We start from the raw sequence: 20,432 nt of genomic DNA on the forward strand, positions 1-20,432 counted from the left end.
TCGTCCGGACCCCTGGCGGCTGGCGCGAGGCCGGCGAGCTGATCGCCGGTGACCGGGTGATGCTGGCCGAGCAGCGCCGGCTCGGTGAGCAGCAGTGGCAGGTGGTGCTCGGCTCTCTGATGGGCGACGGCAACCTCTCAGCCAACCGGCGGGACCGGTCCGGAGTGCGGTTCCGGCTCGGCCACGGCGCCGATCAGGCCGGCTACCTCGACTGGAAGGTGTCGCTGCTCGGCAACATCCCGCACTCGCGCCGCACCGACGCCCGAGGAGCCGTCTTCGCGGACTTCACCCCGCTGCCGGAACTGGACGAGTTGCGTCGGGCGGTCTACCTCGGCGACGGTAAGAAGCACCTGAGCTGGGATTACCTCAAGGCGCTGACGCCGCTGGCGCTCGCGGTGTGGTACATGGACGACGGGGGCTTCACTCTGCGCTCCAAGGGGCTCCAGCAGCGCAGCGCGGGTGGCTCGGGTCGGATCGAGATCTGTGTCGAGGCGATGGCCGAGGGAACGCGCGAACGCCTGGTCGAGCACCTGCGGGACGCGTACGGGCTGGATGTGAAGCTGGTCGCCCAGGGTGCGCGGCAGATGCCGCTCATCCAGTTCACCACCGCGGCCTCGGCACGATTCCAGGAGATCGTCGCGCCGTACGTGCCCGTGGTGATGGAGTCCACGCTGCTGCCGCGCTTCCACGGCCAGTGTGCCGTCCGGCCGGAGTTCGTGTCGGCGGAGATGACGCCGGTGCCGGCGCGGATCATCGACGTGCGGGTCAAGCCGAAGACCCGCTCGATGAACCGGTTCGACATCGAGGTCGAGGGCAACCACAACTACTTCGTCGACGGGGTGATGGTGCACAACAGCCCCGAGACGACCACGGGTGGCCGGGCGCTGAAGTTCTACGCCTCGGTCCGGCTCGACGTGCGCCGGATCGAGAGCCTCAAGGACGGCACCGACGTGGTCGGCAACCGGACCCGGGTCAAGGTGGTGAAGAACAAGGTCGCGGCCCCGTTCAAGCAGGCCGAGTTCGACATCATGTACGGCAAGGGCATCTCCCGGGAGGGCTCGCTGATCGACGTCGGCGTCGAGCAGTCGATCATCCGCAAGTCCGGTGCCTGGTACACCTACGACGGTGACCAGCTCGGCCAGGGCAAGGAGAAGGCCCGGGAGTTCCTCCGGGAGAACCCGGACGTGGCCGCCGAGATCGAGAAGAAGATCCTGGAGAAGCTCGGTGTCGGGATGGCGGCCGGGACGGACGCGGCCGGCGGGCCGGAGCTTCCGCCGGTGGACTTCTGACGGTCGACCGGATCCACATCGACGTGGCAGGACGACGTGGTGCCCGTACGGGCCGGGGGTGGGATGCCGCCCCGTCGGCCCGTACGGGCGGCAGTGGCACCGGCCGCTCACGCCGGGGGCGGTCAGGTGGCTCGGCCACCCCGTCCGGCAGGTGGCCCGCAGCGGCGACCGGACCGGACGAGGCGGATCCGGACGGGTCGCCGACCCCCAGTACTCCCCGTGACGAGGCGGAGCAGGCCCGGGAGATCTGCCTGCGCCAACTCGCCGTACGCCCGCGCACCCGGGCCGAGCTGGCCACCGCACTGGCCCGGCGGGGCATCTCCGCGGAGGTGGCCGACCAGGTCCTCGACCGTTACGACGAGGTCGGCATCATCGACGACGCCGCCTTCGCCCGAGCCTGGGTGAGCAGTCGTCACCAGGGTCGGGGACTGGCCCGTCGGGCGCTCGCCAACGAGTTGCGCCAGCGGGGCGTGGACGCCGACATCGCGACCGAGGCGCTCGGCGAGCTGGACGAGGCGACCGAGGCCGAAACCGCCCGGCAACTGGTCGACCGGAAACTGCGTAGCGCCACCGGCTCTCCCGAGGCGGTCTTCCGGCGGCTGGTCGGGATGCTGGCCCGTAAGGGCTATCCGCCCGGGGTGGCGATCCGGGCGGTCAAGGACGCGCTGGCCGAGCGCGATGCCGAGACGGCCGAGTTCGCCGACCAGATCGACGCGGACGCGCTGGCCGAAGCCGGCGCCGAACCCGATCGTGACGTTCTCTAGGGTCGTCTCGTGCTGAAGGCATGTCTCAACGGCGGCGTGAGCCGTGACGAGCACCCTGCGGTGCCGATCGATCCCGCCGAGCTGGCCGCCGACGCGGACCGGTGCCGGCGTGCCGGTGCCGTCGCGGTGCACGTCCATCCCCGGGACCGGCACGGGCGGGAGTCGCTGGCCGCCCCCGACATCGCGGCGGCGGTCACCGCGATCCGCCGGGCCTGCCCGGGGCTGCCGGTCGGGGTCAGCACCGGCGCCTGGATCGAGTCCGACCCGGCGGCCCGGCTGGCGGCGGTACGCGGCTGGACGGTGCTGCCGGACTTCGCCTCGGTCAACGCGCACGAACCGGGTGCCGAGCTGGTGGCCGAGGCGCTGCACGAGCGCGGTGTCGGGGTCGAGGCCGGGCTCTGGACGGTCGAGGCGGTGGCGGCGTACCGGCAATGGCGGGTGCCATGCCTTCGGGTCCTGATCGAGTGCATGCGGCCGGAGCCGGCCGACGCGCTGGCTGATGCCTCCGCGATGCTCGGCGCGCTCCCGGCCGACAGTCCACAGGTGCTACTGCACGGCGAAGGTCCGGCAAGCTGGGCGGTACTCGTCGAGGCGGTCCGGCGTGGACTCGCCACCCGGGTGGGTCTGGAGGACATCCGGACGCTGCCGGACGGCTCTCCCGCGCCCGGCAACCCGGAGTTGGTGGCGGCGGCGGTGACCCTGGGCGCCGGCTGAGCCGCCGAGGGATTCGGGTTGGTTGGTCGGGGTGCCCGCGATGCGGGATGGGAGCGCTTCCGTATTGGTTGCCGGACCTGTCTCGTCGTGGTCGCAGGTCGAGTCGGATTCCGGACTCGCCCCCTTATGCCCACCCTGGGATCAGCGCCTCGTGAGCGTGTCGTCGCCCTACGTCAGGCACCTGGCCGGATCATGAGTTTCTTGACCGAATGCCCCATCGCGACCTAGCCTCGCCTTAGACGAGTTTTCCCGACCATCGCAGGCTAAGCGCACAACATAGATCGCGTAACAGTACGGCATCACTTCAGGCCAGCTCATCGGCCAGATTATTCGGTCACCCGACGGGCCGGTCGGGTGACCGCGCAGCACCAGCACCCGGTCGTCGGCGGTGTCCCCGGGGGGCACTGCCCGGTGGCCGTACCCTCGGCCAGCCGCCTAGGTCGGGCGTCGTGACAGCCGTAGGACACGCCTCACCCACGGGCGTGGTCCTCCGGCGCTTGACGGCACAGGGGAGGCGGCCATGACCGAGCGGGCCAGCATCGATAGCGGATCCAGTCACGCCGGAGCACCGGCATGAGCGAGCCAAGCGAGCGAATTGGGCGGCTCAGGGTGGTTGTGCCTCATGGCGGCACGGAGCGCAGCGGAGTGCCGGGGTTGAGCGAGCTGGTCGAGCGAATTGGGCGGCTCAGGGTGGTTGTGCCTCATGGCGGCACGGAGCGCAGCGGAGTGCCGGGGTTGAGCGAGCTGGTCGAGCGAATTGGGCGGCTCAGGGTGGTTGTGCCTCATGGCGGCACGGAGCGCAGCGGAGTGCCGGCATGAGTGGCCTGGAATGGGTGCTGCTGGCCGCCATCGTCGGGCTGGCCGCGCTGGTGCTCGTCGCGATCAGCCTTGGCACCCGGGCGCTGCGCCGGATCGGGACGGCGGCCGCCACGCCGCCGCCGGACGACCCTGCCTTCGTCGCCGAGAAGGACCGGCAGGAGCAGTCGCTGGCGGCGTTGCGTACCGCCGCCGACGAGGCGTCGTCGAGCGTCGACACGGCCAAGTCGGCCGCCGCAGCGGCCCGGGCCGACGCCGCCGCCGCGAAGGCCGAGGCGAGCGCCGCCCGCGCCGAGGCGCAGCGGGTGCTGGACGCCGCCCGGGCCGAGGCCGACACGGTACTGGACCGGGCGCACCGGCAGGCCGAGGCGGATGCCGAGCAGGTACGCGCGGCGGCCCGACGCAGCGGCGAGCGGGAGATCTCGCTACTCGCCTCCACCACCCGGGAGCAGGCGGCGGAGGTGGAGCGGCGGGCGCAGCGGATGGACGAGCGGGAGCGGCTGCACACCGAGGAGGTGGAGCGGCTCGCCGAGCGGGAGCGCCAGCTGACCGCCGCGACCGCTGAACTGGCGGCCCGGAAGGCGGCGCTGGTGGCCCGGGAGGCCGCACTGGCCGAGGCGGAGGAGCGGCAGAAGCGGGAACTGGAGCGGATCGCCGGGTTGACCGCCGACGCGGCCCGAACCGAGCTGGTGGAGGCGATCGAGGGCCAGGCGAAGCGCGAGGCGGCGATCCTGGTCCGGGACATCGAGGCGGACGCCCGGAACACCGCCGAGCAGCGGGCCCGACACATCGTTGTCGACGCGATCCAGCGGGTGGCCAGCGAGCAGACCGCGGAGAGCGTGGTCAGCGTGCTGCACCTGCCCGGCGACGAGATGAAGGGCCGGATCATCGGCCGGGAGGGTCGCAACATCCGGGCCTTCGAGTCGGTCACCGGAGTCAACCTGATCATCGACGACACCCCGGAAGCGGTGCTGCTCTCCTGCTTCGACCCGGTACGCCGGGAGATCGGCCGGCTGACCCTGGAGAAGCTGGTGCTCGACGGCCGGATTCACCCGCACCGCATCGAGGAGGTCTTCGAGACCGCCAAGCACGAGGTGGAGCGGCTCTGTCAACGGGCCGCCGAGGACGCCCTGGTCGAGGTGGGCATCACCGAGATCCACCCGGAGATGGTCAGCCTGCTCGGCCGGCTGCGCTACCGGACGTCGTACGGGCAGAACGTGCTCAAGCACCTGGTCGAGACCGCGCACATCGCCGGGATCATGGCTGCCGAGCTGCGGCTCGACGTGCCACTGATCAAGCGGTCGGCGTTCCTGCACGACATCGGCAAGGCGCTCACCCACGAGGTGGAGGGGAGCCATGCGCTGATCGGCGCCGACCTGGCTCGCAAGTACGGCGAGGCCGAGGAGGTCGTACACGCGATCGAGGCGCATCACAACGAGGTGCAGCCGCAGACCGTCGAGGCGGTACTGACCCAGGCCTCCGACGCCTGCTCGGGCGGCCGGCCGGGTGCCCGCCGGGAGAGCCTGGAGGCGTACGTCAAGCGGCTGGAGCGGATCGAGGAGATCGCCGCAGGCAAGTCGGGCGTGGAGAAGGTCTTCGCGATGCAGGCGGGCCGGGAGATCCGGGTGATGGTCAAGCCGGACGACGTCGACGAGATCGGCGCAGCGGTGCTGGCCCGGGACGTGGCGAAGCAGATCGAGGAGGAGCTGACCTATCCGGGGCAGATCCGGGTGACCGTGGTACGCGAGTCCCGGGTAACCGAGATCGCCCGCTGACCGCTTCCTGAAGGACGGACGGAACCGGGCGAAGACGACCGGGCGCGCCGCCTGCCGAAGCCGCCCGACCAAGCAGCTACCACTCCCGTACTACGCAGCGGAAACGCCGGTCACGACCTCAGGTCGTGACCGGCGTTTCGTTGTCACCGCCTGGCTGGCCCGCTCGTTCCGCCGCTACCTACCTGGTCGCGGGGTGACCGGAACTCATCTCGGGTTGCCCGCTCCGGCGTCCGTACCCACGCCGACCCCGGCCGCTGCGGTGCCGGGCTGCCCGGCCTGCGGCATGATCGACGGCGGTGCGGCCTGTGTCGGCAGGCCACGGGTCTTGCGGGCCCGGCCCATCCGCCGCTGCACGTACTCGGCGAGCTTCGACAGCAGGTAGTTGATCAGGATGTAGATGGCGCCGACCACCGCGTACACCTGGATCGGGTTGTCCAGGTTGTCGATGATGATCCGGCTGACCCGGAGCACTTCCTCGTAGCTGATGATGAAGCCGAGCGAGGTGTCCTTGAGGACCACGATGAGCTGGCTGATCAGGGCGGGCAGCATGATCCGGAACGCCTGCGGCAGCAGGATCATCCGGGTGGTCTGGAACGAGCTGAATCCGACCGCCTGCGCCGCCTCCCGCTGACCGCCGGGCAGGCCCTCCATCCCGGATCGCAGGACCTCGGCGATCACCACGCCGTTGTAGATGGTCAGACCGATGACCAGGTACCAGAGGATGTCACCGAGGTCCACGCCGAGGTCGGGTAGGGCGCTGGCGACGAAGAAGATCGTGATCACGACCGGCAGGCCGCGGAAGATCTCCACGCAGAACCGGGTGATCGCGTTGAGTACCCAGCCGAGCCCGCGCAGCGTCCAGGCGACCGGACTGGGCAGCCCGACGAACCGCCGCTGCTTGAGCGTCTTGAGCTGCACCCGGAGTACGGCGAGCGCCGTACCGAAGATCAGTGAGCTGACGATGGCCAGCCCGGCCGCGATCAGGGTGGCGGTGAAGCCGTCCCGCAGCCGCTCCCAGACCAGCGGGAACACCTCGTTGCCGGGGTCGATCAGCGGACCCCACTTCTCCATCGTGAACTGGCCCTTTTCGTCGAGGGGCCGGTAGATGAGGAAGTATCCGAAGACGGCGATGCCGACGGCCGCCAGCAGGCTCACGATCAGGGTGACCCGGCGAGCCCGCGGTCCGGGGGCGTCGTAGAGCACCGTCTGCTGCTGGCTCATGCCGCCCCCTCGCTGTTCGCCGCGCCCGTGCCGGCCCCCGCCGGCCCGTTCTCCGACAGGTTCACCGGGCTGTTCTCCGACACGTTCGCCGGGCTGTTCTCCGACACGTTCACCGGGCCGCCACCGCCCGGCGCCGCTCGATCCGGTCGAGCAGGATGCCCAGCGGAACAGTCATCACCAGGAAGCCGACGGAGGCGCCGATGAAGACCGGAATGATCGGCTCACCGAGTGCGGTGGTGAGGTTCTGTGCCGAGTTGGAGAGGTCGCCGACGACTCCGAAGAAGCCGGCGAGCGCGGAATTCTTGATCATGGCGATGATCACCGAGCCGAGCGGCACGACCGCGGACTTCCAGGCCTGCGGCAGTACGACGTACCGCAGGTTCTGCCCGAAGGTGAGCCCGATCGCCCGGGCCGCCTCGGCCTGCCCCGGCGGTACGGCGTTGATGCCGCTGCGGATCGCCTCGCAGACGAAGGCGGCGGTGTAGACCGCGAGTGCGATGACGGCGAACCGGAAGTACGGCAGGTCGATGCCGAGCCGGGAGAAGATGCTGGACAGCCCCGGGATGCGCAGGAAGTCGGCGTTGGAGCCGAGCGCCGGCAATCCGAAGGCGGCGAAGAACATCACGATGGTCAGCGGACTGTTCCGGAACACCGTCACGTACGCCGTGCCGATCCAGCGCAGCGGCGGCACCGGGGAGATCCGTAGCACCGCCACCAGGGTCCCCAGCACCAGTGCGCCGATCGCGGAGAGGATACAGAGCTGGAAGGTGAGCCAGAACCCTCCAACGAAGACGTCGAAGTGGTCGACGAGCACACTCACGGGCACGCCTCTCTCATGGTCACCTTCCAGCTCCTACCTAACCGCGCCTGTCGATGCCGGCGCTATCAGTACCGGTTGACCGCCGGACCCTGCGGCACGTTCGAGTCGAACTTGCCAGCGGTGTCCTGCCACGCCTTGGCGTACCGGCCGTCGGTGTAGATCTTCTCCAGGGTGGCGTTGATGAACTCGCGGAAGGCGTTGTCGCCCTTCTTGACGCCGATCCCGTACGGCTCCTCGGTGAACTTCTCGCCGACGAGCTTCAGCTTGCCCTCGCTCTTGGCCACGTAGCCGAGCAGGATGACGTTGTCGGTGGTGACCGCGTCGACCTGCTTGTTGTTCAGAGCGTCGACGCACTTCTGGTAGCCGTCGAAGACCACCAGCTGGGCGCCGGGGCTGGCCGGGTTGGCCAGGTACTTCTTGATGTTGTCGGCCGGGGTCGAACCCTGCACCGAGCAGACCTTCTTGTCGCCGGCCTTGAACGAGTCCGGGCCGGTGATGGAGCTGTCGTCGGCGCGGACCATGATGTGCTGCCCGGCGACGTAGTACGGACCGGCGAAGTCGATCCGCTCCTTGCGCTTCTCGTTGATGGTGTAGGTCGCCACCACGATGTCGGCCTTGCCCTGCTCCAGGACCTCTTCCCGGACCGCGGACGGCGCCTCGATGTATTCGATCTTGTCCTCGGGGACGCCCAGCTCACCGGCGATGATCTTGCCGATCTCGACGTCGAAACCGGCCGGCTTGTTGTCCAGGCCCTTGAGCCCGAAGCCCGGCTGGTCGAACTTGGTGCCGATAATGATCTTCTGCGCCTTGTTCAGGCGCTCCATCGTGGTGCCGGCCTCGAAGGTCTTGCTGCCAGCACCGGTCCCCGTGCCCTCTCCATCGTCACCGCCGCAGGCGGCCACGGTGAAGGCCAGTGCCGCGACCGCGGCCACCGCCGCCACTCGCGTGATGCGCATTGATCTCTCCTTCTTCGACGGAGCGGCCAGACCCGGGGGCGGCGCGCTCCACTGTGGATACCTAATGGGTGAGGATTTTGGACAGGAAGTCCTTCGCCCGCTCACTACGGGGGTTCGCGAAGAACTCGTCCGGTGCGGCGTCCTCGACGAGCTGACCGTCAGCCATGAAGATGACCCGGTTGGCGGCATGCCGGGCGAAACCCATCTCGTGGGTCACCACCACCATCGTCATGCCGTCACGGGCCAGCGAGGTCATCACGTCCAGCACCTCGCCGACCATCTCCGGGTCGAGGGCGCTGGTGGGCTCGTCGAAAAGCATCGCCTTGGGCTGCATGGCCAGGGCGCGGGCGATCGCCGCCCGTTGTTGCTGTCCGCCGGAGAGCTGTGCCGGGTACTTCTCGGCCTGGTTGGCGATGCCGACCCGCTCCAGCAGCTTCATCGCCCGGTCCCGGGCGGAGGCGGGCTTCTCCTTGCGGACCTTGATCGGGCCGAGGGTGACGTTCTCGAGGATCGTCTTGTGCGCGAAGAGGTTGAACGACTGGAAGACCATGCCGACCTCGCTGCGCAGCCGGGCCAGGGCCTTGCCCTCGGCCGGCAGTGGTTGGCCGTCGAAGGTGATGGTGCCGGAGTTGATCGGCTCGAGCCGGTTGATCGCCCGGCAGAGCGTCGACTTGCCCGAGCCGGAGGGGCCGATCACCACGACGACCTCGCCACGGGCCACCGACAGGTCGACGTCCTGCAACACGTGCAGCGGGCCGAACCACTTGTTGACCCCGTCAAGCCTGATGAGCGGTCGGTCGGTCGTCGCACCGGCCACTCCGCCCGTGTCGCTCCGCTCGGTCATGCCCCCACCTGTCTCGTCCATGATCTGTCGCACCGGATTCAGGCTGAATCGGTTACGCAACTCTAGGGGACCTGACGTGCTGGAATGTAATCGAGTTCATCACGGGGCGATAACACCGGCAGTCGTGATCGTGACTGTCCGCTAGAGTCCGTGAACACTGAGTATTGGGGTCCTGCTCTTCGTCCCGGTCCCGACGGTCCAGCCCCGACGAAACCAGGCAGGCGGCCCGGGACGGGGTCGAAGTTGGCGAGGCGTACGGGGCGACGGCGCGGAGCCGAAGGTTGGCGGAGGCGTACGGGAATCGAACCCGCCCGACCGAGATGCTCGGTCGCATCGGTTTTGAAGACCGTGAGGACCACCAGGCGCCTGCCCGCCTCCAGGTCGGACTATAGCCGTGCCCGAACTGTCCGGTGCCCGACCGCGCCGACCCGAACAGACCACGCTGGGTGAGCGTGTCCGGCGAGCTGCGCCGGGGCGAGGGGATCCTCCGACTACAATAGGTAGTCAAGCGCCGTCTATTTCGGCGGATATGGTCACAGACCGGTAACTTAGCCGCTCTCGACCCGGTGTGCCCGGCACCATCGTTGGTGAGGCCGTTACACCCAGGCACCCGGGGTGCCCGGCCCGACGGGGGATGCCCGACCGAGACCCGGCATCCAGCCACGAACGATTACGGCGAGGAGGCGGCAATGATCGAGCTGTGGAACTGGAGGACGGAGGGGCGCGTCACCGCCTCGGAGATCCGCCTCGCGCTTGCCGACGCGCTCGACGTACCGGTGCTGCCGCTCGGCGGGGTCGACCCGGCCCGGGTACCCTCTGGCGCCCTACTGGCCGACGTCTGGCACCGTCCCGGGGATTTCCCCACCTCCGTCGACTGCTACGGGGTGCCGGTCGGGCTGCCGGAGGTGAGCGCAGTCGCGGCCTTCGCCCGCCGACTCGGCCGCGCCTGCCTGCTGCCGGACGACACCCTCGACGCCGGACGGCACCTGCTGGTCGCGGCCGACGGCACCATCCGCCCCGTGCACCACGACGTGCGGGACACCGAGGACGGCGAGATCCTTTCCGAGCAGCGACTCTGCACGATGCTGAGCCCGCGCTGCCGGGGCTGGTCGCCCTGTCAGCGTTCCCGCTGGGTCCCCGACTCGGTCATCCCGGCGCTCGCCGCCGCCTGACCGCCGACCCGCTGGCCTGGCGCCCGGGTCCCCCTTCCCGGGGGTGACTCCGGCCCGCCAGCCTGCCGGCCGCTGGCTTGCGTGGCCGCTAGCTTGCCGGCTGACCTTGCGCCGGCTGGCCGCCCTTTGCCGGCTGGCTGGACCCCTTCACCACGAGCTGGTCGAGCAGGGTCCGGGTCGCCTCGGCCACGGCGGCCACCGCGGCGTCGAACGCCGCCGCGTTGTGCGCGGCCGGGGCGCGGAACCCGGAGATCTTCCGGACGTACTGCAGCGCCGCCGCCTCGATGTCCGTCTCGGTGACGACCTCGGCGTACGGCTGGCGAAGGGTCTTGATGCTCCGGCACATGGCGCTACCTTCCCGTCGACTGGGGAGTGGACGTCCCGGGGGAATCGGCTCCCCCGGCCCTGCGGATACTCTGTCACTGTCATGACTACCGCAGCCCTCGGCAGCCCCCGCACCTACCAGGTGCGCACCTACGGCTGCCAGATGAACGTGCACGACTCCGAGCGGATCTCCGGACTGCTGGAGCAGGCCGGCTACGTGCGCGCGGCCGATTCCGACGACCCGGACGTGGTGGTCTTCAACACCTGTGCGGTACGCGAGAACGCCGACAACCGGCTCTACGGCAACCTCGGCCACCTGCGCCCGGTCAAGGACAAGCGCCCCGACATGCAGATCGCGGTCGGCGGCTGCCTGGCCCAGAAGGACCGGGGCGAGATCGTCCGCCGCGCACCCTGGGTCGACGTGGTCTTCGGCACCCACAACATCGGCGCCCTGCCGGTGCTGCTGGAGCGGGCCCGGCACAACGCCGCCGCCGAGGTGGAGATCCTGGAGTCGCTGGAGGTCTTTCCCTCCACGTTGCCGACCCGGCGCGAGTCGACGTACGCCGGCTGGGTGTCGATCTCGGTCGGCTGCAACAACACCTGCACCTTCTGCATCGTGCCGGCGCTTCGCGGCAGGGAGAAGGACCGCCGTCCCGGCGACATCCTGGCCGAGGTACGCGCCCTGGTCGCCGAGGGTGTGCTCGAGGTCACACTGCTCGGCCAGAACGTCAACTCGTACGGCGTGGAGTTCGGTGACCGGCTCGCCTTCGGCAAGCTGCTCCGGGCGACCGGTGAGATCGACGGGCTGGAGCGGGTCCGGTTCACCAGCCCGCACCCGAAGGACTTCACCGACGACGTGATCGCGGCGATGGCCGAGACTCCGAACGTCTGCCACTCGCTGCACATGCCGTTGCAGTCCGGCTCCGACGACGTGCTCCGGGCGATGCGCCGGTCGTACCGGGCCGACCGCTATCTCGGGATCATCGAAAAGGTCCGGGCGGCGATGCCGGACGCGGCGATCACCACCGACATCATCGTCGGCTTCCCCGGCGAGACCGAGGCCGACTTCGCCCGCACCCTGGAGGTGGTCCGGGAGGCCAGGTTCGCCTCCGCGTTCACCTTCCAGTACTCCAAGCGCCCCGGCACCCCGGCCGCGACCATGCCCGACCAGCTGCCCAAGCAGGTGGTCCAGGAGCGCTACGAGCGGCTGATCGCGACGGTGGAGGAGATCACCTGGGCGGAGAACCGGAAGCTCGTCGGTACCCCGGTCGAGGTGCTGGTCGCGGTCGGTGAGGGGCGCAAGGACGAGCGCACCGGACGGCTATCCGGCCGGGCCCGGGACGGTCGGCTGGTGCACTTCGCCGCCGGCTCCCACGAGGGAAGTATCCGGCCGGGCGACATCGTGCACACCACTGTCAGCTACGCCGCGCCGCATCACCTGAACGCCGACGGGGAGCCGCTCGCGCACCGACGTACCCGGGCCGGTGACGCCGCCGAGGCGGGGCGCGCACCGCGTACCCCCGGGGTGTCGCTCGGGCTGCCCACCGTCGGCGTGCCGCCGCCGCTGCCCGCGTCCGCGGCGGCCTGCGACCGCTGAGGTGTCCTGACCCGGCCGGTCTCCGCACGGAGACCGGCCCGGATCGGTGCCGGTGTCTGACCGGTCCACACCGCTGCGCGGCCGCCTGTCGCGGCCCCGGGGCGGGTGCGCCCGCCCCGAGGACCCGATCAGCTCGCCTGTTCGGCCAGTTCGAGGAAGCGGCGCTTGGCGGCGAGAGCCTGCTCGGCCTCGCGGATCCGCTTCGCGTCGCCGGCCGCCTGGGCCCGGGCCAGCCGCTGCTCGGCCTCGGCGACCTGGTCACGCATCTGCGCGAGCAGTGGGTTGGCCGACGGCTCGGTCCGCCGCCACGCCGAGTCCATCGCCTGGCGGACCCGCTCGTCGACCGCACGCAGCCGGCGATCCAGATTGGCCGCCGCGTCCCGGGGAACCCGGCCCGCCTCGTGCCACTGCCCCTGGATCTCCCGCAGCTTCGCCTGCGCGCCGCGCGGATCGCCGTCCACGTCGAGCGCCTCGGCCTCGGCGAGCAGCGCCTGCTTGCGCTCCAGGTTGCCGCGCTGCTCCGCGTCCCGAGCCGAGAAGACCTCGCTACGCCGGGAGAAGAAGCTGTCCTGGGCGCCCCGGAACCGTTCCCAGAGCCGCTCCTCGGCCTCCTTGGAGGCGCGCGGCGCGGCCTTCCACTGTGCCATCAGCTCCCGCAGCCGGTTGGCGGTCGCCGCCCAGTCCGTCGAGTCGGCAAGCGACTCGGCCTCGACCACCAGTTCCTCCTTGGCCGCCTGGGCCTGCTTGCGCTGGGCGTCCAGGGTGGCGAAGTGCGCACCACGGCGTCGGGTGAAGCCGTCCCGGGCGGCCGCGAACCGCTTCCACAGCTCGCCGTCGGTCTTCTTGTCGACGCCCCGGATGGTCTTCCACTCGTCGAGGATCTCCTTGAGCCGGTCACCGGCGGTCTTCCACCCGGTGGACTCGGCGGCCAGCTTCTCGGCCTCCTCGACCAGGGCCGTCTTCCGGGTCACCGCCTCCGCCCGGGCGCTCTCCCGGGCCGCCCGCGCCTCGCCGGCCTTGCTCTCGGCGAGGGTAGCCAGCCGGTCCAGCCGGGCGGCGAGCGCGTCGAGGTCACCGACCACGTGCGCGTCGGCGAGCGATGCCCGCAACCGCCGGATCGTGGCGAGCGAACCCGATGGGTCCGCCGCCCCCGAATTGAGTCGGGCCTCGGTCAGGTCGACCTCGGTGACCAGGTCGGCGAAGCGGCGGGCGAAGTGGGCCAGACCTTCCTCCGGCGCACCGGCCTGCCAGGAACCGACCACCCGCTCACCCTCGGCCGTCTTGACGTAGACGTTGCCGTCCGCATCCACCCGTCCAAAGGCAGTCCAGTCACTCATGAGCCCATCCTCGTTCTCCCGGCGCTGCCGGGGATGGGGGTCCCCGGCGGTCGCCGCCACGGCGCAGCGAAGTTTCTCCCGGCATTGTCACAGGTCCAACCCCGTCCGCGTCGAGCGCCTATCGTCGACCGTGACCATACGGTGTCCTAGACAGCACCCGGATCGTCTGGCCAACGGGTGTAAGGTCCGCTGCCCGCTACGGTGGTGGCGTGCCACTGGTCGCCGCCGCGGTCTGCCCGCATCCCCCGATGATCGTTCCCGAACTGGCCGGCGCTGCCGCCGGTGAGCTGGACGATCTCCGTCTCGCCTGCCTCGACGCGGTCCGTCGGCTGCTGGTGAGCCAGCCGGACGTCGTCGTACTGGTGGGAGGCGATGCGCAGACCCGACGGTACGGGCCGGGCGACTCGGGCAGCCTCCGGCCGTACGGGCTGGACCGGGTGCTGCGGCTGGGTCCGGGCGGCCCGGCTACCGACCGGGCGGAACTGCCGCTCAGTCTGCTGGTCGGCGCCTGGCTGCTGGACGAGGCAGGCGCGACCGGACCACGCCGGGGGCAGAGCGTGGCCACCGACGCCCCGGTGGACGAGTGCCGGCGGATCGGTGCCGACCTGGTCGAGGAACCCGCTGACCGGATCGCGCTGCTGGTGCTGGGGGACGGGTCGGCGTGTCGGGGCGAGCGCTCCCCCGGGTACGACGACCCGCGGGCCCGCCCCTACGACGACCAAGTCGCCGCGGCGCTCCGCGACGCCGACGGCCCGACCCTGCTCGGACTGGAACCCGAACTGTCGAGCCGGCTACTGGTCGCCGGACGGGCACCCTGGCAGGTCCTCGCCGCGGCGGCGGGCCAGAGTGGCGGTGCCTGGCGGGGCGACCTCGGCTACTACGCGGCGCCCTACGGCGTCGGCTACTTCGTGGCCACCTGGACACCCGGTGCGTCGGACGGAGCGTCGGCGTGAGCGCCCGAGCCCGGGTCGTCGCTGTCGTCGGCCCCACCGCCACCGGCAAGTCGGGACTGAGCATCGATCTCGCCGAAGCGCTCGGTGGCGAGGTCGTCAACGCCGACTCGATGCAGCTCTATCGCGGGATGGACGTCGGGACCGCCAAGCTGACCCCGGCCGAGCGGGCCGGAGTACCGCACCATCTGCTGGACATCTGGGCCGTGACCGAACCGGCGAGCGTGGCGGCGTACCAGCTGCTGGCCCGGGCGGCGGTCGACGACATCCTGGCCCGGGAGCGGGTACCGCTGCTGGTCGGCGGTTCGGGGCTCTATGTCCGGGCGGTGGTCGACGAATTCGAGTTCCCCGGAACGGATCCGCTGGTCCGGGCCCGGCTGGAGGCGGAACTCGCCGAGTCGGGACCGGCCCCGCTGTACGCCCGGCTCCGGGCAGCCGACCCGGTGGCCGCGGAGAACATCCTGCCCAGCAACGGACGGCGGATCGTACGGGCACTGGAGGTGATCGAGCTGACCGGAGCACCGTTCACCGCCTCGCTGCCGCGACCGACGCCCTACTACGACGCGGTGCAGATCGGGGTGGACCGGGAGACGGCGTCGCTTGACGAGCGGATCGCCGTACGGGTGGACAAGATGTGGGCGGACGGCCTGGTCGCCGAGACCCGGGCGCTGGCGGAGCGGGGCCTGCGGGAGGGCCGGACCGCCAGCCGTGCCCTCGGGTACCAGCAGGTCCTTCGGCTGCTCGACGGCGAGATCTCCGAGCCGGAGGCGCGGGCCGACACGATCCAGGCGACCCGACGGTTCGTCCGGCGGCAACGCTCCTGGTTCCGCCGCGATCCCCGGATCCACTGGCTGGACGGCGCCCGGAACGACCTGGCCGAGGCGGCCCTGGCCCTGATCGCTGACGCCGGCCCGCCGCCGGTCGCCGCTGTGCCTCCGATGCTGTGATTACTGGGACGCCAGAAGCCGGTTGTGGTTGGCGGGTCGACGGAGCCGCTCGTGGTTGACGGGTCGAGCGAAGCTCCCGGGCGTACCGGTGCGGATGGTGCGGGATCCCGGTGAGGGTGCCCTGCGGGACCGGCGGGCGCTCGGGGATGATGGAGGGGTGCGGTTCACCAAAGGCCACGGCACCGGTAACGACTTCGTGCTCCTGCCCGACCCAGATGGCCAGCTCGACCTGACCCCGTCGATCGTGGCGGCGCTCTGCGACCGTCGGCGGGGGATCGGCGCGGACGGGGTGCTGCGGGTCGTCCGGTCGGCCAAGCACCCGGACGCGGTCGGGCACGCCGGTACCGCCGAGTGGTTCATGGACTACTGGAACTCCGACGGCTCCCTCGCCGAGATGTGCGGCAACGGGGTTCGGGTCTTCACCCGGTACCTGATCTCCAACGGGCTGGCCGAGCCGGTCGACGGCGGCCTGCCGATCGCCACCCGCGCCGGAGTGGTCCGGGCCGAGGTGACCGCCGGGGAGATCGCTGTCGACCTCGGCCCGCCCCGGATCACCGGAGGCGCCGTAGCCGCGCTCGGCGGGCTGACCTTGGCCGGTACCGCCGTGGACTGCGGCAACCCGCACCTGGTCTGCGTACTGCCGACAAGCATCGAGCTGGCCGGACTCGACCTCACCCGTTCACCCGACTTCGACCCGGCGGTCTTCCCGACCGGCGTGAACGTCGAGTTCGTCGCCCCCGGAGAGTCGGTGGAGGGTGCCGACCTGCATGTGCGGATGCGGGTCTACGAGCGTGGTTCGGCGGAGACGCTCTCCTGCGGCTCCGGCGCCTGCGCGGTCGCGGCGGTGGCGTTGCGGGACGCCGGGCGTACCAGTGGAGCGGTCGCGGTGGACGTGCCCGGCGGCCGGCTGACCGTGACCCTGGACGAGGAGAGCTGCTGGCTTGCCGGCCCGGCGGTGCTGGTGGCACAGGGCGAGCTGGACCTGGCCGCTCTCGCCGGCTGAGCCTCTCCGCCCGCCCGCCTGCGGGCTCGGCCCAACTGAACGCGGCCCGGTCGACGTGAATCGTGGACGGCCGGGTCAGCTGGACAGCGGGCTGGCCGGCGCGGCGGCCTCGGCGGCGATCTCGGGCAGGTCGGCCGGCCCGGGATCTGCGGCCGGCGGGGGAGCGGGGTGCTGGGCGGCGGCCCGGACCGCGGCCGCTACCGCCGGTGCCACCCGCGAGTCGAAGACGCTGGGCACGATCACCGTAGGGTTGATCTTTTCTGTGCCCACCACGTCGGCGATCGCCCGGGCGGCCGCGATCGCCATCTCCTCGGTGAACTCCTCGGCGTGCGCGTCGAGCATGCCCCGGAAGACGCCCGGGAAGGCGAGCACGTTGTTGATCTGGTTGGGCTGGTCGGACCGGCCGGTGGCGACCACCGCCGCGTGCCTGCGCGCCTCCCGGGGGTCCACCTCCGGATCGGGGTTGGCCAGTGCGAAGACGATCGAGTCGGGGGCCATCATCGCGATGTCGTCCCCGGTGAGCAGGTTGGGGGCGCTCACCCCGATGAAGACGTCGGCACCGTGCATGGCCGCCTTCAGGTCACCGGAGAAGGCCTCCCGGTTCGTGTTCTCGGCCAGCCACTGCCAGGCCGGGTTCAACCCTTCGAGGTTGCGGTGCAGCGGGCCCTGACGGTCGTACGCGATGATGTCGCCGACGCCCTGCCGGAGCAGCAGCTTCATGATCGCCGTACCGGCGGCACCGGCGCCGGAAACCACCACCCGGACGTCCGCGAGCTTCTTGCCGACCACCCGTAGCGCGTTTGTGAGCGCGGCGAGCACCACGATCGCGGTACCGTGCTGGTCGTCGTGGAAGACCGGGATGTCGAGGAGTTCACGCAGCCGGTTCTCGATCTCGAAGCACCGGGGCGCGGCGATGTCCTCCAGGTTGATCCCCCCGTACTGCGGGGCGATCGCCCGGACGATCGAGACGATCTCGTCCGGGTCCTGGGTGTCCAGTACCACCGGCCAGGCGTCCACCCCGCCGAAGCGCTTGAAGAGCGCGGCCTTGCCCTCCATCACCGGCAGTGCCGCCGCCGGACCGATGTTGCCGAGCCCGAGTACGGCGGAGCCGTCCGTCACCACCGCGACCGTGTTGCGCTTGATGGTCAGCCGCCGCGCGTCGGCGGGATTCTCCGCGATGGCGAGGCAGACCCGGGCCACCCCTGGGGTGTACGCCCGGGAGAGCTCGTCCCGGTTGCGCAGCGCCACCTTCGGGGAGACTTCGATCTTGCCACCGAGGTGCAGCAGGAAGGTCCGGTCGGAGACCTTGCGGACGTCCACCCCGTCCAGTGCGGTCAGCGCCTGCACCACCTGGTCGGCGTGGGTCGCGTCGGCGGTGTCGCAGGTCAGGTCGACGACCACCGTGGTGGGGTCGGAGTCGACCACGTCGAGTGCGGTGACGATGGCACCGGCCTCACCGACACAGGTGGTCAGCCGGCCGATGGCCGAGGCGTCCGCCGTTACGCCGATCCGGATGGTGATCGAGAATCCGGCACTCGGCAGTCGGGTGATCGCCACGTGGTCCTCCGTCGTCTTCCTGCGGCCTCGCTGCCGCCGTCAGCATTCTCGCCTGCCGGCCCCGGCCTACCGTCGGCCGGGCCCGGCCCCGGTCGCCGCCCGGCGACCCGCACCACCCTAGGCTGGCTCGACAACGCCGCCGACGCCAGCCTGCCCGGTTCGACGTCACCGGCTGACGTCCGCGACCGCCGCCAGCCCTCATCCGCCGCACGCGCCGCCCTCCACCGCCGCCCTCCGGCCACCGCCGCACTCCGGCCACCGCCGCCCTCCAGCCATCGGCCGACCTCGCGGAGGGAATTTCCGGTCACCAGGGGACGTTGACCATGCCGGTGGCGGTGAACCGTCCGCCCTTTCGCGGCTGGAGGGTTCCGGTTTCTGTCGCAGGCTGGAGGGTTCGGCCTCCCTCGCGGGCTGGGACCGCTCACCGCTCTGCCCGGGTGGTCGAGTCCGGAGGAACGGACGGCACCGCCGATGACGGGGCCACCAGCCCGAGACGGGCCACCGGCCGAGAAGGGGCCACCGACCGCCAGGCACCGTGCTCCACCGCGTTGCCGGCCGAGAACCGGGCCGCCGCGTGGCCCGCGACCCGTGAGGCGTACGTACGTCCGGCGGGTGTCCCGACCGGTGAGCTCACCGGCTGACGGGTATATAGCGGGTGCGTCCGACCGGCGCACGTGTCACGATTGATTGCCACCAGCGCGCAGAGCGTAACGAATGCGACGAGCATTCGCAGAGCGCGCAGACCGGCGCAGGAGGCGTCGGCGGTCCCAACCGGGGGCGGACAACGCAACCCGGGACCGGCTGGGCCGGTAAAGAAACCAGACCAGGAGGATCGGCTTGCGAGACCAGGAAAGCTTCGTTCGGCTGGCGGACGAGGACCTTGACGCCATCGTCATCGATGGCGACGTCACCACCGGCGAGCTGGAGCTGGAGGATCGCCAGGCGCTCCGCCGGGTCGCCGGCCTCTCCACCGAGTTGGCCGACGTCACCGAGGTCGAATACCGGCAGCTCCGGCTGGAGCGGGTGGTCCTGGTCGGCGTCTGGACGGACGGCACGGTCACCGACGCGGAGAACTCCCTCGCGGAGCTTGCCGCGCTCGCCGAGACGGCCGGTTCACAGGTGCTCGAGGGCCTGATCCAGCGACGTAGCCGGCCCGACCCGGCCACCTATATCGGTCGGGGCAAGGTCGACGACCTCGGCTCGGTCGTGTTGGCCTCCGGCGCCGACACGGTGATCTGCGACGGTGAACTCTCTCCGTCACAGCTGCGCAACCTGGAGCAGCGCACCAAGGTCAAGGTGGTCGACCGGACCGCGCTGATCCTCGACATCTTCGCCCAGCACGCCAAGAGCCGGGAAGGTAAGGCGCAGGTCGAGCTGGCTCAGCTCGAATACCTGCTGCCCCGGCTGCGTGGTTGGGGTGAGAGCCTCTCCCGGCAGGCCGGTGGTAGCGGTCGCGGTGGCGGCGCCGGGGGTGGCGTGGGGCTGCGTGGTCCCGGTGAGACCAAGCTGGAGACCGACCGTCGCCGGATCCGGATCCGGATCTCCCGGCTCCGCCGCGAGATCAAGAACATGCGGACCGCCCGGATCACCAAGCGGGCCCGTCGGGCCCGCAACAACGTGCCGGCGGTGGCGATCGCCGGCTACACCAACGCGGGCAAGTCCAGCCTGCTCAACCGGCTGACCAATGCCGGGGTACTGGTCGAGGACGCCCTCTTCGCCACGCTGGACCCGACGACCCGCCGGGCGTACGCGGCAGACGGTCGGGTCTACACCCTGGCTGACACGGTCGGGTTCGTCCGGCACCTGCCGCACCAGATCGTCGAGGCGTTCCGCTCCACGCTGGAGGAGGTGGCCGACGCCGACCTCGTGGTGCACGTCGTCGACGGAGCGCACCCTGATCCCGAGGAGCAGGTCCGGGCGGTACGCGAGGTGTTGGCCGAGGTCGGCGCGGACAAGCTCCCCGAGCTGCTGGTGGTCAACAAGACCGACGCGGCAGACGAGGAGACCCTGCTGCGGCTGAAGCGGGAGTGGCCGGACGCGGTCTTCGTCTCGGCGCGTACGGGTGGCGGGGTCGAGGACGTCCGGGCCGCGATCGAGGCTCGGTTGCCCCGGCCGGCGGTCGAGGTCCGCGCCGTGCTCCCGTACGACCGTGGTGATCTTGTCGCCCGGATACACCGCCGGGGCGAGGTGCTCGGTACGGCGCACCTGCCGGAGGGGACGAAACTCCACGTACGGGTGGACGAGGCGCTCGCCGCGGAGTTGGCGCCGTACCGGGAGGTAGTGGCATGATCGACCGCGTCGTTGACCGGTGACGGAGCGTTGATCACGCCGCTTCCCCGGTTGGCG

General features: G+C 70.9%; 17 protein-coding genes, 1 tRNA gene and 1 pseudogene. 11 read left to right on the forward strand and 8 right to left on the reverse strand.

Annotation, left to right across the window (positions count from 1 at the left end):
• Positions 1-41: 41 nt before the first annotated feature.
• The 5 genes and pseudogenes from CLT71_RS38365 to rny form a co-directional block, all read left to right on the forward strand.
• Positions 42-614: pseudogene (locus CLT71_RS38365) on the forward strand (LAGLIDADG endonuclease); the annotation flags it as partial.
• Positions 615-785: 171 nt separating this feature from the next.
• A complete protein-coding gene (locus CLT71_RS38370; RefSeq protein WP_369931429.1) occupies positions 786-1,289 on the forward strand; it encodes a hypothetical protein in 504 nt (167 codons plus the stop codon).
• 23 nt (positions 1,290-1,312) lie between these two features.
• Positions 1,313-2,053 (forward strand): regulatory protein RecX, encoded by a 741-nt coding sequence (locus tag CLT71_RS32485; protein WP_101370464.1) that lies wholly within the window; start codon positions 1,313-1,315, stop codon positions 2,051-2,053.
• Positions 2,054-2,062: 9 nt separating this feature from the next.
• Positions 2,063-2,767: a 3-keto-5-aminohexanoate cleavage protein gene (locus CLT71_RS32490; protein ID WP_101370465.1), complete on the forward strand. Its 705-nt coding sequence runs from the start codon at positions 2,063-2,065 to the stop codon at positions 2,765-2,767.
• Positions 2,768-3,582: 815 nt separating this feature from the next.
• On the forward strand, positions 3,583-5,358 hold the full coding sequence (gene rny / locus CLT71_RS32495) for a ribonuclease Y (protein WP_101370466.1): 1,776 nt from the start codon (positions 3,583-3,585) through the stop codon (positions 5,356-5,358).
• A gap of 204 nt (positions 5,359-5,562) precedes the next feature.
• Here the strand turns inward: rny and CLT71_RS32500 are convergent, their stop codons facing one another.
• The 5 genes from CLT71_RS32500 to CLT71_RS32520 all read right to left on the reverse strand — a co-directional run bounded on the left by CLT71_RS32500 (position 5,563) and on the right by CLT71_RS32520 (position 9,577).
• Positions 5,563-6,579 carry an amino acid ABC transporter permease gene (locus CLT71_RS32500; protein ID WP_101370467.1) on the reverse strand — a complete coding sequence of 339 codons (1,017 nt, stop codon included), beginning with the start codon at positions 6,577-6,579 and terminating at the stop codon, positions 5,563-5,565.
• 109 nt (positions 6,580-6,688) lie between these two features.
• Positions 6,689-7,399, reverse strand: coding sequence for an amino acid ABC transporter permease (locus tag CLT71_RS32505; protein ID WP_101370468.1), 711 nt, complete (start codon positions 7,397-7,399; stop codon positions 6,689-6,691).
• 65 nt (positions 7,400-7,464) lie between these two features.
• Complete coding sequence (locus CLT71_RS32510; protein WP_101370469.1) at positions 7,465-8,355, reverse strand: glutamate ABC transporter substrate-binding protein; 891 nt, start codon at positions 8,353-8,355, stop codon at positions 7,465-7,467.
• Between the two features lie 61 nt (positions 8,356-8,416).
• Positions 8,417-9,199 (reverse strand): amino acid ABC transporter ATP-binding protein, encoded by a 783-nt coding sequence (locus tag CLT71_RS32515; RefSeq protein ID WP_199187791.1) that lies wholly within the window; start codon positions 9,197-9,199, stop codon positions 8,417-8,419.
• Between the two features lie 282 nt (positions 9,200-9,481).
• Positions 9,482-9,577 (reverse strand) — tRNA-Sec (locus CLT71_RS32520).
• A 311-nt stretch (positions 9,578-9,888) separates the two neighbouring features.
• Between CLT71_RS32520 and CLT71_RS32525 the strand changes: the two genes are divergently transcribed.
• Positions 9,889-10,371 carry a hypothetical protein gene (locus tag CLT71_RS32525; protein WP_101370470.1) on the forward strand — a complete coding sequence of 161 codons (483 nt, stop codon included), beginning with the start codon at positions 9,889-9,891 and terminating at the stop codon, positions 10,369-10,371.
• An 88-nt stretch (positions 10,372-10,459) separates the two neighbouring features.
• On the opposite strand, the gene CLT71_RS32530 is transcribed toward CLT71_RS32525, so the two are convergent.
• On the reverse strand, positions 10,460-10,717 hold the full coding sequence (locus CLT71_RS32530) for a DUF2277 family protein (RefSeq protein ID WP_101370471.1): 258 nt from the start codon (positions 10,715-10,717) through the stop codon (positions 10,460-10,462).
• An 81-nt stretch (positions 10,718-10,798) separates the two neighbouring features.
• Between CLT71_RS32530 and miaB the strand changes: the two genes are divergently transcribed.
• On the forward strand, positions 10,799-12,292 hold the full coding sequence (gene miaB, locus CLT71_RS32535) for a tRNA (N6-isopentenyl adenosine(37)-C2)-methylthiotransferase MiaB (RefSeq protein WP_101370472.1): 1,494 nt from the start codon (positions 10,799-10,801) through the stop codon (positions 12,290-12,292).
• A gap of 128 nt (positions 12,293-12,420) precedes the next feature.
• Here miaB and CLT71_RS32540 read toward each other — a convergent pair whose 3' ends face one another.
• Complete coding sequence (locus CLT71_RS32540; RefSeq protein ID WP_101370473.1) at positions 12,421-13,629, reverse strand: DUF349 domain-containing protein; 1,209 nt, start codon at positions 13,627-13,629, stop codon at positions 12,421-12,423.
• 248 nt (positions 13,630-13,877) lie between these two features.
• On the opposite strand from CLT71_RS32540, the gene CLT71_RS32545 reads away from it, so the two are divergent.
• The 3 genes from CLT71_RS32545 (at position 13,878) to dapF (ending at position 16,529) form a co-directional block, all read left to right on the forward strand.
• Positions 13,878-14,582, forward strand: a complete 705-nt coding sequence (locus CLT71_RS32545) for a class III extradiol dioxygenase subunit B-like domain-containing protein (protein ID WP_101371980.1) — start codon at positions 13,878-13,880, stop codon at positions 14,580-14,582.
• Positions 14,579-15,526 (forward strand): tRNA (adenosine(37)-N6)-dimethylallyltransferase MiaA, encoded by a 948-nt coding sequence (gene miaA, locus CLT71_RS32550; RefSeq protein ID WP_486483577.1) that lies wholly within the window; start codon positions 14,579-14,581, stop codon positions 15,524-15,526. Before CLT71_RS32545 ends, miaA begins: the two co-directional genes overlap by 4 nt.
• A gap of 157 nt (positions 15,527-15,683) precedes the next feature.
• Positions 15,684-16,529, forward strand: a complete 846-nt coding sequence (gene dapF / locus CLT71_RS32555) for a diaminopimelate epimerase (RefSeq protein WP_101371982.1) — start codon at positions 15,684-15,686, stop codon at positions 16,527-16,529.
• Positions 16,530-16,604: 75 nt separating this feature from the next.
• Here dapF and CLT71_RS32560 read toward each other — a convergent pair whose 3' ends face one another.
• The gene (locus CLT71_RS32560; protein WP_101370474.1) at positions 16,605-18,086 is read right to left on the reverse strand and encodes an NAD-dependent malic enzyme; all 1,482 of its coding nucleotides are present in this window, start codon (positions 18,084-18,086) and stop codon (positions 16,605-16,607) included.
• 837 nt (positions 18,087-18,923) lie between these two features.
• On the opposite strand from CLT71_RS32560, the gene hflX reads away from it, so the two are divergent.
• Positions 18,924-20,375, forward strand: a complete 1,452-nt coding sequence (gene hflX / locus CLT71_RS32570) for a GTPase HflX (RefSeq protein ID WP_101370476.1) — start codon at positions 18,924-18,926, stop codon at positions 20,373-20,375.
• Positions 20,376-20,432: the final 57 nt, after the last annotated feature.

It is taken from the genome of Plantactinospora sp. CNZ320 (assembly GCF_002846275.1).